Here is a 17,368-nt window from a genome sequence, read left to right on the forward strand (position 1 = left end):
GCCTCATGTCACTCATTCCCACCCCGCAGCCGGCGGCCCGGGGCGCGGCCCGGGTGGGAGCACCGCCGGGGCCGGTCGCCGGCGCTGCGATGCGCCCGGTCGTACGAGCCCGCCGCGGCCGCCTCGGCGCGGTCCTGGTTGGCCAGGTCGTCGCGCTCCAGATCGCCGCCGCCGCAGTCCTGGTCGGGATGGGCTTCGGGCTCATCGGACTGGCCGTCGGTGCGGTGGTCGCGCTGCTGGTGCTGGTTGCCACCTTCACCCCGGTCGGTGGCCGTTGGCTGTTCGAGACCGTGGTGCTGCGTTGGCGGCTGGCCACCCGCCGCCGGCGCCGGTCCCGGCCGAACATCGCCGACCACCGGCTGCGGGCGTTGACCGAGCTGGCCCCGGCGCTGGTCGTACGAGATGTGGCCGACCGGATGCAGCGGGTTGGCATCGCGTCGGATGCGGACGGCTGGTTCGCCGCGGTCGCGGTCGTCAACACCGGCGGCCTCAACGGGCTGGGTGCCGGGATGCTGCCGATCGCCGAGCTGACCGCGGTGCTCTCGGAAGGCGGCCTGCGCGGCGCCCGCCTGCAGGTCGTCACTCATGCCGTACCAGCGCCGACCACGTCACTGCCCGCTGGTTGCCCGGCTTTCGTGTCGTATCAGGACTTGCCCGGCGCCGCCGCGGTCGCCGCCCAGCGGCACACCTGGGTCGCCGTCCGGCTGCCCGCGCCGGCCGCCGCGGACGCCGCCGCGAGCCGTGGCGGCGGCCCGAACGGCGTCGGCAAGGCACTGGCCGCCATCGTCGGGCGGGTCGCGAAGGTGCTGGCCAGCGCCGGCATCGAGTACCGGATCCTGGACACCGTGGGGCTGACCGAGGCGTTGGCCCGCTGCACCGGCCTGGACGCCGCGCCGACCACCCAGGACGCAAGGATCGACGAAGGCTGGGACCGGTTGTTGGCGGACGGCGTGGCGTACGCGTCACTGGCCGTCACCCGGTGGCCCGAGCAGCGCCCCGGGGTGCCCGGCCTGTTGTCCGTACTAGCGCGCGTACCAGCGGCGATGACCACGCTGTCGGTGTCGTTGGACGACTCCGACGACGGCACGGTGTCGCTTCGTACGCTGTTGCGGGTGGCTGCGCTGCCGGCTGCCTTGCCGGCCGCTGTCGCGGCCGCGAAGAGTGCCGCCGGGCAGGCCGGTTGCCGGCTCCGGCTGCTGCAAGGGCAACAAGCGGCCGCCATGTACGCGGCCGCACCAACCGGGGGTGGAGTGCGATGACCGGACCACACGGGGGAGCCGATCAGGGGGCCGTGGGGCCACCGCCGGTCCCTCCCATCCCTGCGGGCCCTGGCCGTCCTGTCGGTCCGTACCGGCCGACTGGTTCGTCCGGTGTTGGCGGTCCGTACGAGCCAGTCGGTTCTGCTGGGCCGCAGTCGGGTACGTCCAGTCCGTTGGGACCGACCGGTTCGGCGCCGGGGTCACCGCCGTGGCCGTCAACTGCTCCGCCTGGTCACCCGAGTCGGTGGGGCGCGCCGCCGCCGTCCGCCGCGGCGGGTCCGCCCCCGGTCCCCTCAGGGGCGTCTGGTCCCGCTTCCGGTCCACCTCCGCTCCCACCGGCCGGCCCGCACTCTGGTCAGCCGGCTGGTCCCGCTTCCGGGCCGCAGTCCGGTCGGCCGCCGGTACCCCCAGGTCCGGCACGTTCTGGTGCCGTAGGTCCTGGAGCGCCGCCTGCTGTCGCCCCGGTCTCTTCCAGCCGTGGCCCTGCGCTGGCTCCAGTGTCAGGCACGGCACCGACCTCAGGTCCGGTGCGTACGTCCGCGTCTGGTGCGGTTTCGTCAGGCGCGGCGCCAGTTTCCGGTGTCGGGTCGGTGTCCGGCGGCTTTGGTCCAGCGTCCGGCCTCGGGGTCAGCAACCGGCCGGGCTCGGGGACGCTGGTCTCGACCGGCCCGGTCTCGGCTGGTGTCGTCTCGGGCGTGCCGTCCTCTCGCGGGACGGTCTATGGGCGGGGTGTGCGGCCCGTCGGCGGCCCGGAGACCGAGCCGAGCGTCGACCTCGGACCACCAGCCGGTGCCGATCTGCCTGCTCACGGGCTGGCCACCGCTGAGCTGGATCGTCTTGAACTGCCCGTCGACCCGTCCGGGGTGATCCTCGGTGCTGATGTCGAGTCGCGGCCGGTGGCCATCCGGTTGTTCCGGGAGCAGTCCACCCGGCTCACGCTGATCGGTGGCCTGTGGGTGACTCGCCTGATGCTGCTGCGCGCACTCGGCGTCGGCGCCCGGATCGTCATCCAGACTCAGCGCCCCGGCGCGTGGCAGGGCTGGGGAAAATGGGCCACCGGCTTCGACGACCGCGTCGAGGTGGTCCAGACCGCGCCAATGGCCGTCGCACCTGGCTCGGCCTCGGCCCCCGTACTCGTCGTCAACGACTCCGGCCCGTCGCCGGCCCCCCTCGCCTCCGGCCTCGGCCCCTGGCAGACCCGGCTGACCGTGCTGCCAGAACTGTCCGCCTTCGGCTTCGGCGCGGTCGCCGACTCGGACCTGGTCCTGATGCAACGCCTCTCGCCGGCCGAGTCATCCGCCGCCGGCGCTGTCCTGCGCCTGACCAGCCAAACCGCCGGCCTGATGCAGGCCATGCACGACGACATGCTGGCCCTGCTCGGCGGCGGCGCCGACCGCTACCTCTGGGTCAACGCGACCCCCATCGAACGCGAAGCCTTCGGCCCACCCCGCCGCGGTTGAGTTTATGGCGGCAGTTCCTGCCGCGGCGCGAAGGTGTTCGCGTCGCCGGGGTGCCCAAAGGGCGGGCACCCCACCGCAGTGGCTCTGGCCGCAGTTCCTGCGGCGGCGCGTCCGGTTAGCGTCGCCGGTGCGCCCAAAAACCGGGCACCCCACCGCCACGAACCTGGGCGACCTCCGGTCGCCGCGCGAACGTGGGCGGCCTACGTGCGCCGCGCGGGCGGGGTGTGGATGGAAACCTGTGTGGCTGGTTTAGCCGCGACAAGCCGTAGCGGCGCGAAATTGTCGTAGGTGTCTGTTTTTCTTTCCCCCTCCCTTTGAACGGGCGGGGGGTGGGTTGAGAGGTGGACCTTAATTTTTGGTTGAACATTGGTCCTCGAACCCGCCCCCCACCCGTCACTGGGTGGGGGTGATTTTTGGGGGTGGGTACGACAGTTTTGCGCCGCACCTGGGTTTGCTGTGGTCTTGGTCGTTGAGTGCGGCACAAAACCCCGCACTCGGTGTCGAGTGCGGGACATTGTTCCGCGGTCGATGAGCCGAGGGGCTGTCCAATGGCACGAAAACTGTCGGGCTGTTAATTCTACGAACGGTCAACAGTCTACGAACGTGCGGTCGCGTACAACGCCCAGTGTTGCTGGAGAGTAAAGGTCAGCTGGCTCACTACACATTGACACGAACTTAGTTCGTTGAGTAGAACTTAGTTCGTAACGATGTTCGCAACCGTAGAAGGACCCCCATGACCAAGACCGCTCTGATCACCGGAGTTAGCCGCGAGGCCGGACTAGGCTTCGCTGTCGCCCGGCGATTCGCTGAACTCGATTTTCATGTCATCCTCGCCGCACGCGACCTCGCAGCGGCCGAACCGCTGGCCGAGCGGCTGCGCGAAGACGGGTACGCGGCGACCGCCCTGCGCCTGGACCTGGCCGACCAGGCCAGCATGGACGAGGCCGGCAGTTACGTCACTCAGACCTTCGGCCACCTCGACGCACTGGTCAACAACGCCAGCGGGATGCCCGACTACCGGGTCCTTTCCGCGCTGGACGCCGACATGGACGTCGTACGCTCCGCGCTGGAAGTTTCGGTGATCGGCCCGTGGGCCCTGACCCAGGCGCTGCTCCCGCTGCTGACCGCGGCCCCGGCGGCCCGGATCGTGAACGTCTCCAGCCTGGCCGCGCAGCAGGTCGCTGTCGGCCTCGACCTCGGCGAGCCGATGCGCTCCCCGGCGTACGCGATGGCCAAATACCTGCTCAACGCCCTGACCGGCGTGCTCGGCCGCGCGTTGAAAGACACTCCGATCCTGGTCAATGCCGTCGACCCGGGCAACACCGCCACTCACCCCGAACGCGTCGACGAGACTGATCGGCCGGCCGTGGACAGCGCCAACGACATCGTCTGGGCCGCGACTCTCGGTGCCGACGGACCGACCGGACAGCTCTTCGTCGACCGCAAGCCGGTGCTCTGACCAGCTCACACTGCCCTCGCGTAAACAAAGTGAGAAAGAAATGACTGAAGTGCGAACGACAAGCTCTGTACGCTGGTGGATCCTGGTGGTCATCTGCCTGGCTCAGTTGATGGACGTACTCGACGTCACCATCGTCAACATCGCCCTGCCCAACGCCCAACACGATCTTGGCTTCTCGCTCGGCGACCGGCAGTGGATCGTCACCGCGTACTCGCTCGCCTTCGGCAGCATGCTGCTGCTGTTCGGCCGGGTCAGCGACCTGGTCGGGCGCCGGACGATGCTCTTGATCGGACTGGTGGGCTTCGCCGCGGCGTCCGCTCTCGGTGGCGCCGCGCCCTCTTTCGGGGTTCTAGTCACCGCCCGCGCGCTGCAGGGACTGGCCGGCGCGATGCTCGCTCCCGCCGCGCTCTCGCTGCTCTCGACGACCTTCACCGAGGCCAAGGAACGCGCCACCGCCTTCGCCGTGTTCGGCGGTGTCGCGGGTTCTGGCGCGGCCGTTGGCATGCTGCTCGGCGGCCTGCTCACCCAGTTCCTCAACTGGCGCTTCACGCTCTACGTCAACGTCGGCATCAGTGCCGTGGCGCTGGTCGGCGTCGCCATTCTGGTGCCCCGCCAGGCCAAGATCACCGACCGGCCCACGCTCGACATCCCCGGAGCACTCATCGCCTCGGCGGGCATGTTCGGCATCGTGTACGGCTTCGCCAACGTCGAATCCCACTCCTGGAGCGACCCGAACACCTGGGGATTCCTGGCCGCGGGCGTACTACTGCTCGCCCTGTTTGCCTGGTGGCAGACCCGCGCAAAGCAGCCACTGTTGCCGCTGCGCGTACTCCTGGACCGCGCCCGCGGCGGCTCCAACCTGGCGATCTTCATCGGCGGGATCGGTCTGTTCGGCGCCTTCCTGTTCCTGAACTACTACATGCAGGAGATCCTGCGGTTTTCGCCGGTCATGACCGGTGTCGCGTTCCTGCCGATGGTCGCCACCCTGGTCCTCGCCGGCGGCCTCTGCACCACCCAGCTCTACCCACGCTTTGGCGCGAAGGTCCCGGTGCCGGCGGGCATGCTCATCGCGGCTGCCGGCATGGCCTGGCTCACCGGCATCGGCCCGGGCAGCTCGTACGTCGGAGGCCTCCTCGGCCCGCTGATGCTCTTCGGTTTCGGGGTCGGCGCCACCATGGCTCCGGCGATGAACGCCGGAACCACCGGCCTGGCCGAAACCGATTCTGGCATTGCCTCAGCGACCCTCAACACCGCGCAGCAGATCGGCGGTTCCATCGGCATCGCCCTGCTCAACTCCCTGGCCGCCTCCGCCCTCACCCGCTATTTGGCCGGCAAGGACACCAGCAGTCCGCTCGTCCAAACCGCTGGCGCGATCCACAGCTACACCTTCGCGTTTTGGTGCTGCAGCGCGATCTTCGCCGTCGGAGCCCTCATTTGCGGTGTCATTCTGCCGGCCGGCAAACCCGAAACCGCCGACCCCGACCCGCATCCCGCTGTCCCTGTCGCGCTGTGACGGTGATTGTTAGCCGGTGAGGCCGCGGACGTACGAATAGAGGCCCAGAACTCCGATCGCGAGCGGCACGATCGCGACCACCAGCAGCACCTCGATGATGTCCAGGGCGCGTCCCCAGAACGGCGAGAATCGGCGGCCCGGGATCACCAGGCCGGACAGCAGCGCGATCACGACGACGGCGAGAACTCCGCCGACAACGGCCGCCAGCCGGATGACCAGGCCGCCGGCGGCCGCGAAGCCGACGGCCAGCAGCACGAGTCCGCCGAGGCTGGCGATCAGCAGCGGGAGTCGTTGACGAACGCTCATAAGCACGCGCGTACGCATCAGCAACACCAGCGCCATCACCGCACAAAGAGACCAGCCGAAGACACTTCCTTCCAGCACCAGCAAAATCTCGGCGAGCCCGGTGATCAACGCGGTGGCGACCAGGAGGCCGACGAAATAGCGGTCGGCCAGTTCGCTGCGGCGCAGCACCTGCTGGCCGGGCACCGAGTCGGTGTCCGTTTTCAGGTCTTCCGGACCGGTCGGAATCGCCGGCATCGGCAGCCGGGCCAGCCGGAACGAGAGCAACGGCAGCGCGGGCGCGGCGGCCAACGCCACGGCGGCGGCGACCGCCGCCACCCCGGCTCCGGTGGCCGGCGTCAGCACCACCATCGTGGACCCGACCACGCCAAAGAGGCCGGCGATCGCCAGCGTCACGAAGGTTGGTACATGGTCGGCCACCGTGAGCGCGACCAGCACGGTCATCACTGTCATCAGCGTGAAGCCGACCAGCGCGTGGGGCGCCCCGAGTTGGCTGATCGTACGGCCGCCGCCCAGGGCCAGCAGACCGGCCAGGAATGCGTAAACAATGGCCAGCCCGCCCAGAATCGCGCCCGTACGAGCGTCTGAAAGTGCGCGGGAAAACGCTGCGCCCGCACCAAAAAGCACGAGTGCGATTAACCCCGCCACGGACGCGCCGAGGAATTCCGGCGGACCGGCGGTGGCGATCACCGCGGCGGCGAGCAGCAATCCGGCCGTACCAGCGACCAACCCGACGACACGGCTCGCGCGGGCATTCCAGCGGCCGCTGCGACTGTTCGTGGCGGTGGCGATCGCGTCCACCACGTCGTCGAAAACCGCCTCCGGCGGTGCCGCCGACCGCGGGGTGAAATGCAGCTGCTCGCCGTCCCGAATTTCCAGTTGCACGCAACTGCGCCCGGTGTCCAACGGCGGCGCGCCGAGCCGGGACAGCGCCCACCCGCCGTGTGCCGAGCCGGCGTCGATCATGTCCTCGCCGGCATATCGCAGCAAGGTGGGCACCAGCTCGGCCAGCGGCACTTCCTCGGGAAGTGCCAGGTCGATGCGGGTACGAGGGGCCACCACAGTCACCCTGCAGAGCCCGGAAGCCGCCACCGCCATGATTTGGTTCCTCCCCGTGTCTCCCGAATCGTAGGCAGACTACATACGATGGCGCGGATTGCGGTTGAGTCCACGGCCGCACACGGGGAGGCTTTGCAGTGGCGACTGTTCTGTTTCGGCGCCCTCCGCGCCGGCACGGTCCACCGATGCCGCGCGGTGAAATCCTGTTGGAATCACCGCCGGAGCTGCCGGAGGTGTTGCCCAAGGGGCTCGGCCGGCTGCTGATGATCCTGCCGGCGATCGCCGGGGTCGGCGCGGTGGCGTTTCTCTACGCCGGCCGCGGAGGTGGTCCAGTCACGTACATCGCCGGCGGGTTGCTGGGCGTGTCGATGATCGGTGCCTTCCTCGGCGGCGCCGGCGGCGGTGGCGCGCAGGAAAAGGCGGAGTTGAATGCCGAGCGCCGCGACTACATGCGTTATCTGGCCCAAATTCGCCGGCAGGTACGCCGTGCCGCCAAGCAGCAGCGCGAGTCGCTGACCTGGCGCCATCCGTCGCCGGATGCGCTGTGGTCGGTGGTCGCCGGCCGGCGGCTTTGGGAGCGCCGGGTCGGTGACGACGACTTCGGCGAGCTTCGGATCGCGGTCGGGCCGCAGCGCCTCGCGATCCAGTTGGTCACGCCGGAAACCAAGCCGGTCGAGGACTTGGAGCCGATGGCGGCGATTGCGCTGAGGCGTTTTGTTCGCAGCTATACGACGGTTCCAGAACTGCCGGTCGCGCTGTCCCTGCGCGCGTTCGGCCGCATTGTCGTACAAGGTGATCGCGCGCGGGCGTTGGCGCTCGTACGCTCGCTGCTCGGCCAGGCGGCCTCGTTCCACTCGCCGGACGACCTGTGGGTTTCGGTCTGCGCGCCGTACGACCGGTGGGGCGACTGGGACTGGATCAAGTGGCTGCCGCACGCGTTGCGGTCCGGCCGGCCGGACAACGCCGGCCCGAGCCGCCGGGTCGCCGAGACGTTGGAGGAGCTGGAGACCGAGTTCGACGAACTGCTCGCCGGCCGGTCGCGGCACTCGCCAAACAACCCGCCGGTCAAGGACCAGCCGCATCTGCTGGTCATCCTCGACGGTGGCGAGGTGAGCGGCGACTGTCAGCTGCTGGGCGCGGGATTGCAGGGCAGTACGGTCATCGACCTCTCCGGCGTCGTCCCGCGCGATGTCACCCGCTCCACTTTGGTGCTGCGCATCGACGACGACGCCATCTCGATCGTCAGCCGAAACGGCTCCTCCTCCATCGGGGCTCCCGACCTGCTGTCGAAATCGCAGGCGGACGGCCTGGCGCGACAACTCGCGCCGTACCGGATCAGCCAGACCGCGAACGCCGACGAGCCGCTGTCGGTCGCCACCGAGCTGCCCGACCTGCTGGCCATCGGTGACGCCGGCGCCATCGATCCGACCCTCACCTGGCGGCCGCGGCCGAACCGGGACCGGTTGCGGATCCCGATCGGCCTGAACCCGGACGGCATCGCGGTCGACCTGGATTTCAAGGAGTCGGCGCAGGAGGGCATGGGCCCGCACGGCCTGCTGATCGGCGCCACCGGTTCCGGGAAGTCCGAACTGCTGCGTACGCTCGTTTCCGGACTGGCCATCACCCATTCGTCCGAGACCCTGAATTTTGTCCTTGTCGACTTCAAAGGCGGCGCGACCTTCGCGCCTTTGGTGAACCTGCCGCACACTTCCGCGGTCATCACCAACCTCGCCGAGGAGTTGCACCTGGTTGACCGGATGCAGGACGCGTTGAATGGCGAGTTGGTCCGCCGCCAGGAACTTCTGCGGTCCGCCGGGAACTATTCGTCCGTACGCGACTATGAACGTGCCCGCCTCGCCGGTGCCGACCTCGCCCCGCTGCCCAGCCTGCTGATCGTGTGCGACGAATTTTCTGAGCTGTTGTCGGCAAAACCCGATTTCATCGACCTGTTCGTGCAGATCGGACGGTTGGGTCGATCGCTGGCCGTGCATTTGTTGCTGGCATCCCAGCGGTTGGAGGAAGGGAAACTCCGAGGTCTGGACACCCATTTGTCGTACCGGATCGGGCTGCGCACCTTTTCTGCGGTCGAGTCGCGGATCGTCCTGGGTGTTCCGGACGCGTACGAACTGCCGTCCGCGCCTGGGCACGGTTATCTGAAAATCGACACCCAGACGATGATCCGGTTCCGGGCCGCATACGTTTCCGGGCTCTATCGCGATCCCGGCGAGGCGCCGTCGGCTGGCCGGGTGGCCGCCGCCGCGCGTCAGGTTGTCCCGTACACGCTGGCACCGGTGCAGGGCAGCGCCGACGACAGCACACCGATGCCGATGCCGACCCGCGACGAGGACGCCATCGGCGACAGCCTGCTCGATGTCATCGTCCGTCGGCTGGCCGGCCAGGGCCCGCCGGCCCACCAGGTCTGGCTCCCGCCGCTCGGCGAACCTCCCGCGCTGGACCAGCTGATGCCGGACCTGCAGGAGGATCCGGACCGCGGGCTGTGTCCGGCCGGTTGGGCGGGGCTCGGCCGGCTCACCGTGCCGGTTGGCATCATTGACCGGCCGTTCGAGCAGCGCCGTGACGTGCTCTGGGCGCGGCTGGAAGGCGCTGAGGGACACGTGGTGGTGGCCGGCGGCCCGCGCAGTGGCAAGAGCACCCTGCTTCGCTCGCTGCTCTGCTCGCTGGCGCTCAGCCACACGCCGCGCGAGGCGCAGTTCTTCGTCCTCGACTTCGGTGGCGGCACTTTCGCCGGCCTGCGCGACCTCCCGCATGTTGGCGGGGTGGCGAGTCGTACCGACGCTGAGGTGATCCGGCGGGTTGTCGCCGAGGTGAGCACCGTTCTGGACGATCGGGAAAAGCGGTTCGCCGAACTGGGTGTGGACTCGATGTCCACGTACCGCCGGCGGCGAGCCGCTGGCGAAATCACCGATGATCCGTTCGGTGATGTTTTCCTGATCGTGGACGGATGGGGCACGGTTCGGCAGGAGTACGAGGATCTTGAGCAGGCCATTACTCAAATCGCCGCACGTGGTCTCGGGTACGGCGTACACGTGGTCATTTCGGTGGCGCGCTGGATGGAGATGCGTCCGGCGCTGAGCGACCTGCTGGGGACTCGATTGGAGCTGCGGCTCGGCGATCCGTCCGATTCGGCGATCGACCGGCGGGTCGCGGTGAACGTACCGGCCGGTAACCCGGGCCGTGGACTTTCCCGCGAGAAACTGCATTTCCTCGCCGCGCTGCCGCGTATCGACAGCAGCCGTTCGGCCGACGATCTCAGCGAGGGCGTCACTGACCTGGTCGCACGCGTACGCCAGGCATGGAAACACGAGGCCGCACCGCGCGTACGACTGCTTCCCACCCTGCTTTCGGCCGCGGAACTGCCACCGCTCACCGACCCCGGTGGGTTGCCCATCGGGATCAACGAGTCGCAGCTGCGGCCGGTTTTCCTGGATTTCAGGAGCGATTCGCATTTCGTGGTGTTCGGCGACTCCGAATGCGGGAAATCGTCTTTCCTACGCCACGTGCTGACCGGATTGGTCGCGCGGCACAGGCCAGACGAGGCCCGCATTCTGATAGCCGACTATCGTCGCAGTCTGCTGGGCACGGTCGAAACCGATCACGTGATCGGCTACGCGGCCTCAAGCACGTCACTGCAATCGATGATCAAAGACGTAAAAGCGGCCATGACCCAGCGGCTTCCGGGGCCAGATCTCACCGCCGAGCAGTTGCGGAACCGGAGTTGGTGGTCTGGACCAGATCTTTACGTCGTTGTCGACGATTACGACCTGGTGGTCACCCCGTCCGGAAACCCGATCTCGGCATTGCTGGAGTTCATTCCGCAGGCGCAGGACATCGGCCTGCACCTGATCATCGCGCGCCGCAGCGGCGGTGCCGGCAGATCGATCTACGAGCCAGTGATGCAGCGAATAAAGGAGATTGGCAGCCCTGGAATCGTGATGGCCGGACAACGCGACGAAGGCGCTCTTCTAGGCAACGTACGGCCTTCGCAGCAACCGCCGGGTCGCGGCACGATGGTGCGCCGTAAAGACGGTGTTCAGTTGGTTCAGCTCGCGTACACACCGCCGAGTTAGCCGCATGAATCCGCTGATGAGGCCGCTTGGTGTGGACAAACGACTGCAATCGGTTGTCCACCTCGTGTAAGGTTATCCGCGTTCGGGCCGGCATATGCCCGGCCAGTCAGGAACTCAGAACGGGGTGAAAGATGTCAGGTGGCTACGGTTATACCGAGGGCGCCCACGCACAAGCGTCAGCCCACGTCCGGCAGGTGTCGCAAGACCTGCAAACCGAGATCACCACATTGGGGAACAAGCTCGAGGGCCTGCAGGGCCAGTGGGCCGGAAAGGCGGCGGCAGCGTTCCACAACCTGCACGCCACCTGGACCGCCGATCAGCAGAAGCTGAACACCGCGCTGGAAAACATCGCCCAACTGCTGGACCAGGCCGGTTCGACGTACAACGCGGCCGAAGACCAGGAGCACTCGACCTTCAACAAGATCATGGGCTCGCTGGGCGCGTCCTGACCCCTGATTCCCTGACTATTCGAAGATTGAGGTTTTCCCGATGTCAGACGCAGTAAAGGTTCAGTACGAGGCACTGCAGAGCGCGCACCTCGACATTCAGGGCGCCTGGAACCAGATCACCCAGCAGGCCGAAGACCTGCGCCGCTTTGTGAAGAACTTCGCCGACAACTGGCAGGGTTCCGCGTCGCAGAGCTACCAAGCGCAGCAGGCCCAGTTCGACCAGGCCATCAACGGGATGGCGTCCATCCTGAACCAGATCGGCACCGCGGTCTCGGTCGCCAACGACAACTACCAGGCCACCGAATCCGCCAACAAGGGCATGTTCGGCTAGCCCATCCCACGTACGCGCTCGATGGCCCCGCCCGACTCCGCTCGGGGCGGGGCCATCGATCTTTCACCACCACCCACGGGGGCTCGCGATGACAGAGTCGGGCTACATTCATTTACCCAACAAGGGCGACAACGGGGATCCGCTTCTTGGCGCCGGCAAGGACCTTTTCACCCCACCGCATGATCCAGACCCTGGCTCGGTACCCGCATTCACCCCAGGCAAGGGGAAAACGAGCAACGACGGCGTACCGTCCACACCCAGCGGCTCCGGCAGCATCGAGGTCAACCTGGACGCAATGTCGAAGGTTCCTGGCTGGCTGACCAACGTACAGACGTATGTGGGTCAGTTGAATGCGTCAATCTCGCATCTTCGAACTCAGCTCGGGATCGACCAGTCTCAGCCCAAAACCGGCACCTTTCCGCCGGGTATTCGTGTCTTCAATCAGGTTGTCGGTATCGACGGTGCTGTCTCGGCCCAGTTGAACAGTATGGTGACGCAGTTGGGGACGGCGGTCAGTGCGACCAATCAAATCATCGCGAACTACAAGACGACCGAAGCTCTGAATGCCGCCAATGCCAACGACATTGACTCGTTGTTCACCGGCGGTGGGTCTGGTGCTTCCCCAAGCGGTGCTTCTGTTTCACCGTCAGGTTCGAGTTATGACACCGGCGATGGGAAGGTGTCGAACTGATGGGCAATTTCGATACTGGCGGCGGCCAAGCTGGTAGCGGTCAGCCTTCAACGAGTGACACATCCGCAGGGAATTCCCGGCCTACGGGGAGCACCTCGTCGGCTGGAGCTCCGTCTGCTCCGCAGCCGTACACAGGACAAGCGTCGGGTAGTGGCGTGCGTGCGGCGGTGTCCCCTGAGCCTGGTCACAAGGTGGATGGTTCTGGTTTCGCCGCTGATTGGGAGACGATGGTCAACCAGGTGGTGGTTGATGGTTGGCCGGGGGATGTGGCGGAGGCCGGCCACGGCTGGACCGCGTTGTTGAAGAACCTCGGTGAGGTGTCGACGGCTTTGAAGAAGCACGTCGTTGAACTGAAGACAAACAGGGTGTGGTCTGGTGCGGCTTATGATGCGTACGCGAAGCACGTCACGACGCTGGCGACTGACCTGGATTCGGTCCTGGAGAACGCCAACGCCAATGGCGGGGTTGGGCTTGCGCTGCAGTCCGCTGCTGGGTATCTCGCCGCTGCGCAGGAGTCGATGCCGATTCCTCCGACGATGGTTGGTGACATCATCGAGGCGCGGCAGGCTCATACCCATGTCGCCGACGGTGCTTTCCGGCAGGTTTTCCTGGACTTGGCTCCGCGCGCGTTCTCCCTGGCTTCCAAGATCCCCGGGGTAGGTGACGTGGAGAACTGGGTGGAGAACAACCTCAACATCCACACCGCCGAGGCCCGCAAGATCTACAACCAGGTCAACACCAACACATCCCCAGTCGCCGACAGCATCCCCACTGTCTCCTCGACGGCATTACCGTCTGCTATTACGGACAGCACGAATCCTTACCAGACGGGTGTCAGCCCAACTGGTGGAGCGTCCGGGATTGGATCGGGCGGAGGTGGGTCCGGCGGGCTCCCGTCACCAACTGGTGGGGGTGGCTTCGGTGCTGGACATCTGCCCAAAGGATCTGGTGCCGGTTCTTTCGACGGAGGCAAGCTGGGCGCTACAGATCCGTTCAAGCCAGGAGATCATTTGACCGGGTCAACACCCCCAGCCGGTGACGGAGTAGGCCTCAAGGGTGTGGGATCCCCGCCGTCTGGCGGCGGTCTTGCTGGAGCGGGTGGTGGCGGTGGGGGTCTCGGTGGAGCGAGCGCAGGAACTGGGAGGGGGCCTCTTTCGACTCCCGGTACCTCACCTTTCGCGGGAGCTGGAGCGTCCAGCGGGATTCCCGGCGGTGGGTCGACTGGGCGTGAGGTGACCCCGACATCCGCCGGACTTGCTGGAGTAGGGCGGGGCGGTACTGGTTCGGCTGGGCAGGCCGACGGCCGTAGGAAGGGTTCGAATTTGCTCTCCTCAGGGCGCGCCAAAGGGAATGGAGAAAAGGAAGACGAACAAGGTTCCCCAACTGGGTGGTTGTATGAAGATGACGATGTATGGGGTGGTGAAGGGGATGCTCCACGGTCAGTTCTTGGTACCTAGCACGACGGGCGACCAGGGCGCGGAGCTTGACGGAGCGGGCGATTGAGTACGGCTATGCGAGTAACGCGAGGAGGCGTCGGCAGACTCCTCCTGTGCCTGGTCTTGGTAAGTGCTGTTGTTGGATCAGTGCCGTTCACGGCTTCAGGTGCGACCTTGCGTCAAGGCCAGTGGTACCTCGACGTACTGCACATCCAAGCTGCCCAGCAAGTCGCCAATGGACAGGGTGTGGTTGTAGCAGTGATCGACAGTGGCTGCGATTCCAGCGTGCCGGCTCTGTCAGGCCGCCTCCTAGCTGGAACTGAATTTGGCCTATCGTCGAGCCCAATGGGTACTGTCGACACTAGCAGTGTTGGCCACGGAACCCAGATGGCTGGAATTATCGCTGGTACAGGCGCGAACGAGATGACTGAGCTGGGAGTCGCGCCGGGGGCGACGATCTTGCCTATCGCAGTCCCGGAATCTGCTATTAGCTCGGATAGCAATATCGCACAGGGAATTCGATGGGGAGCTGACCACGGAGCAAAGATAGAGAATATCTCAATCGGTTTTCCAGGGTATGTTCCGGCTGATTTAGCGGAGGCTGTGCGATATGCTCAAAGTCGAGACGTCGTGGTTGTAGCCGGCGTGGGCAACGTCAAGTCCACGGGTCCGGCTGTCTCCGGCCTGGCCGCGTTGCCCGGTGTAGTCGCGGTCTCGGGCGTTGATGAGAAGGCAAATTTCTGGTCCGGATCAGCGCATGGTCCGGAAGTTGTTCTATCAGCACCGTCCGTGCATATCGTCGCTCCAGTACCAACCCGAGTGTATGCAAACGGAATCGCGACTTCTGACGGTACGAGTTCGGCGACGGCGATTGTTTCGGGTGTGGTGGCGTTGGTGCGGTCTAAGTATCCGAGTTTGGATGCGGCGAATGTGATCAATCGTTTGATTAGGACTGCGGTTGATCAGGGGCCGAAGGGGCGGGATCCGTATTTTGGTTTTGGGACGGTGCATCCGGTGGAGGCGTTGACTGAGAACGTTGCTCCGGTGTCGGGTAATCCGTTGATCGGCCCTGGGCAGGATGGTCAATCGCCTGCGGCTGGTGGTAGTCAACAGGCGTCGCCGGGGACTGGTAGTGGGTCTGGTTCGAGAAGTGGCGGCGGGGTGCCGGTGTGGTTGTGGGTAGTTGGCGGTGTTTGTCTTCTGTTCGTTTTGGTCGCGGTGGTTGTTCTTGTCGTGGTGTTGGTTTCCTCTGGTCGCCGGAGACGTCGGGGCTTGGGTTCGTCGGGGTCGTACGGGCCGGGAGGGTTTCCGCCGCCGCCGGTGGGGTCAGGTCCGCCGCCAGGTGGCTATCCTTCCGGGTCTGGTGGTCCGTCATCGGCGACCACCATGTGGCCGCCGACCGGCGGATCGCCACCGAGCGCAGGTGGGCCTACGGCAGGGCCACCGAGTAGCTAGCGGAAATGTAGGCCGCGAATTCACTAGGAACGGGGAAGATGTGACTGGGTTTGATGGAGTCTCACACGCTGAGGCGGAGCAGATCCTTGCTGATGCCGACAAGCGCCTGGAAAAGGTAGGTGAGTTCCAGGAGCGTACGAAGGAACTCGTGGGCAAAGCTGAATCCAAAGACGGTCGGGTGACTGTCGAGTACGGAGCGACCGATGGCCTCACGACCTTGAAGATCGATCCGCGCGCGATGCAGATGCAGTCACAGGAATTGTCCGAGGCGATAGTGGCGACGATTCGGGCGGCCACTTCGGACCTGCGAGACAAGACCACTGCGCTTGCGAAAGACATGCTCCCCAAGCGTGAAGAGAAGTTCGATCGGGCTGCTGTGCGGCAACGCCTCGAGGAGTCGCTCGCTCAACTCACACGTACGGCCAACAGAGCACCGGGCCGCAAACAGAGTCCAGGACCGTCCGCGTAGGGACACGGACCGGACCGGTAGTTAGCGAATTCGACCGATCGATCGCAGGGTGAAAGGTGATGTTGTGGCGGATCTCCAGGGATATTCCAACGCGGAAACAGAACACCTTCTTCATGACATGAAAGAGCGGTTGCGTTTGCTGGAGACAGTGCGCGACCGAAGTAAAGATCTGGTGGGGCGGGCAGAGTCGGACGATGGCTTGGTTTCGGTGGAATATACAAGCGTGGATGGCGTACGAGCGCTGAAAATTCATCCGCGGATGATGCGCAAGCGGCCGGAGGAATTGTCCGAGAGCGTCATCTCGACGGTACGTGCCGCCCAGGGCGATCTGCGCCTAAAGGCGAGCGACGTCCTGAAAGAACTGGGAGCCGAGGTACGCGGCGACGTCGGATCGTCGTCGAATCTTCAAGCGACTCGCGCGAAGGTCCGCGAATCTTACGAAAGGTTCGCCAGCGACACGGATGCCGCAACCGCTCGACTGCGTGAGGCTCAGTCGAAACTCAGGAAATAGGCGCCCTAGTCTTCGCCGGACGGCGGCTCTGGACTGTTCTCGCCTTCGTTGGATCCAGACGAGCCATGGTTCTCTCCGCCGTGGCCACTGCCTGGTTCCGACTCGTCCGGCTTTTCGTAGCGGGTGCCCTCTCTGATGGCTCTGGTTTTGGCTCCGTCGGTGACATATGAGGCGGATGCCTGAAGCACTTCAGGAATGGAGTCCACCTCGGCCTGAGTGAGGTTGGCAAGTGAGGTGGTGTCGCCAGTCACGAGAGCCTGACCTACCGCACCCCCAACGGCCAATCCTTGCAGGACCGCTCCTGGCAGCCCCAAGATTCCGACGTAGATGAGTTCGGCGGCTTCCACGACCCCCAAAAGCGCCTCGATAAGCTCGTTGCCGGCTGCCTCGGCCGCTCCGAGCGTCTCTGCATCGGCTGCTGCAACTTCCAGTGCGATAGTAAGGACTGTGAGAGAAATACCGGCGCAGAATATGTCCCATGCGAAAATGGCCAGCCCCGCAGCATCGAGCGCGACTCCGCTGACCTGCAGGCCGATGCCGCTTGTTTCGACAACTGCCGCGAGTTCCTTGGTCTTCTTTTCATAGTCGTCCCGATCGAGGCCCTGCCAGGTCGACTCAGGCACACCCGAGACCAGTTGTGTCAGGTCCTGGCTGAAGATATCCAGGCGCTCTCCGGCGTGACGCCAGTTCTCACCACCCTCGAAGACCTTTCCTGGCTCTCCGCTTCCAGCCTCGAACATAAAAATAAGCGGAATGGCCGCGGGGAGGAGGGTGCAACAAACACCCACGACCGCCTGCGCGGCAGTGTTGATAGGTTTCCCGACGTCCAGAACGTTAGACATGTCTGCTGGTCTCCTGGCGAATACGAGTGGGCAGGTGGAAGTG

14 protein-coding genes are annotated in these 17,368 nt (G+C 65.8%); 12 read left to right on the forward strand and 2 right to left on the reverse strand.

Translation table 11 applies throughout. The features are described from left to right. The first annotated feature begins 5 nt into the window (after positions 1-5). The 4 genes from eccE (at position 6) to ABD301_RS27965 (ending at position 5,691) form a co-directional block, all read left to right on the forward strand. Positions 6-1,259, forward strand: a complete 1,254-nt coding sequence (eccE, locus tag ABD301_RS27950; protein ID WP_344313375.1) for a type VII secretion protein EccE — start codon at positions 6-8, stop codon at positions 1,257-1,259. A 497-nt stretch (positions 1,260-1,756) separates the two neighbouring features. Further along, positions 1,757-2,719 carry a hypothetical protein gene (locus ABD301_RS27955; protein ID WP_344313376.1) on the forward strand — a complete coding sequence of 321 codons (963 nt, stop codon included), beginning with the start codon at positions 1,757-1,759 and terminating at the stop codon, positions 2,717-2,719. Between the two features lie 733 nt (positions 2,720-3,452). Next, positions 3,453-4,178 (forward strand): SDR family NAD(P)-dependent oxidoreductase, encoded by a 726-nt coding sequence (locus ABD301_RS27960; RefSeq protein ID WP_344313377.1) that lies wholly within the window; start codon positions 3,453-3,455, stop codon positions 4,176-4,178. A gap of 40 nt (positions 4,179-4,218) precedes the next feature. Next, positions 4,219-5,691, forward strand: a complete 1,473-nt coding sequence (locus ABD301_RS27965) for an MFS transporter (RefSeq protein WP_344313378.1) — start codon at positions 4,219-4,221, stop codon at positions 5,689-5,691. Positions 5,692-5,700: 9 nt separating this feature from the next. Here the strand turns inward: ABD301_RS27965 and eccD are convergent, their stop codons facing one another. Next, on the reverse strand, positions 5,701-7,092 hold the full coding sequence (eccD, locus tag ABD301_RS27970; RefSeq protein ID WP_344313379.1) for a type VII secretion integral membrane protein EccD: 1,392 nt from the start codon (positions 7,090-7,092) through the stop codon (positions 5,701-5,703). A 146-nt stretch (positions 7,093-7,238) separates the two neighbouring features. On the opposite strand from eccD, the gene eccCa reads away from it, so the two are divergent. The 8 genes from eccCa to ABD301_RS28005 all read left to right on the forward strand — a co-directional run bounded on the left by eccCa (position 7,239) and on the right by ABD301_RS28005 (position 16,483). Then, on the forward strand, positions 7,239-11,141 hold the full coding sequence (eccCa, locus tag ABD301_RS27975) for a type VII secretion protein EccCa (RefSeq protein WP_344313380.1): 3,903 nt from the start codon (positions 7,239-7,241) through the stop codon (positions 11,139-11,141). A 131-nt stretch (positions 11,142-11,272) separates the two neighbouring features. Further along, positions 11,273-11,590, forward strand: coding sequence for a WXG100 family type VII secretion target (locus ABD301_RS27980; protein ID WP_163572070.1), 318 nt, complete (start codon positions 11,273-11,275; stop codon positions 11,588-11,590). A gap of 40 nt (positions 11,591-11,630) precedes the next feature. Continuing rightward, positions 11,631-11,921 (forward strand): WXG100 family type VII secretion target, encoded by a 291-nt coding sequence (locus ABD301_RS27985; protein ID WP_163572069.1) that lies wholly within the window; start codon positions 11,631-11,633, stop codon positions 11,919-11,921. Between the two features lie 88 nt (positions 11,922-12,009). Beyond that, the gene (locus ABD301_RS27990; RefSeq protein ID WP_344313381.1) at positions 12,010-12,612 is read left to right on the forward strand and encodes a hypothetical protein; all 603 of its coding nucleotides are present in this window, start codon (positions 12,010-12,012) and stop codon (positions 12,610-12,612) included. A 191-nt stretch (positions 12,613-12,803) separates the two neighbouring features. Then, the gene (locus tag ABD301_RS27995; RefSeq protein ID WP_344313382.1) at positions 12,804-14,069 is read left to right on the forward strand and encodes a hypothetical protein; all 1,266 of its coding nucleotides are present in this window, start codon (positions 12,804-12,806) and stop codon (positions 14,067-14,069) included. Between the two features lie 54 nt (positions 14,070-14,123). Further along, positions 14,124-15,503 carry a S8 family serine peptidase gene (locus ABD301_RS42555; protein ID WP_390624211.1) on the forward strand — a complete coding sequence of 460 codons (1,380 nt, stop codon included), beginning with the start codon at positions 14,124-14,126 and terminating at the stop codon, positions 15,501-15,503. A gap of 40 nt (positions 15,504-15,543) precedes the next feature. Further along, complete coding sequence (locus tag ABD301_RS28000; RefSeq protein WP_163572065.1) at positions 15,544-15,972, forward strand: YbaB/EbfC family nucleoid-associated protein; 429 nt, start codon at positions 15,544-15,546, stop codon at positions 15,970-15,972. 64 nt (positions 15,973-16,036) lie between these two features. Further along, entirely contained in the window at positions 16,037-16,483 is a 447-nt protein-coding gene (locus tag ABD301_RS28005) for a YbaB/EbfC family nucleoid-associated protein (protein ID WP_279582206.1), read from the forward strand. Positions 16,484-16,488: 5 nt separating this feature from the next. Here ABD301_RS28005 and ABD301_RS28010 read toward each other — a convergent pair whose 3' ends face one another. Then, positions 16,489-17,325 (reverse strand): hypothetical protein, encoded by an 837-nt coding sequence (locus tag ABD301_RS28010; protein WP_344313383.1) that lies wholly within the window; start codon positions 17,323-17,325, stop codon positions 16,489-16,491. Positions 17,326-17,368: the final 43 nt, after the last annotated feature.

Origin of the sequence: Fodinicola feengrottensis, from assembly GCF_039530045.1 — a bacterium.
GTDB classification, from domain to species: domain Bacteria; phylum Actinomycetota; class Actinomycetes; order Mycobacteriales; family HKI-0501; genus Fodinicola; species Fodinicola feengrottensis.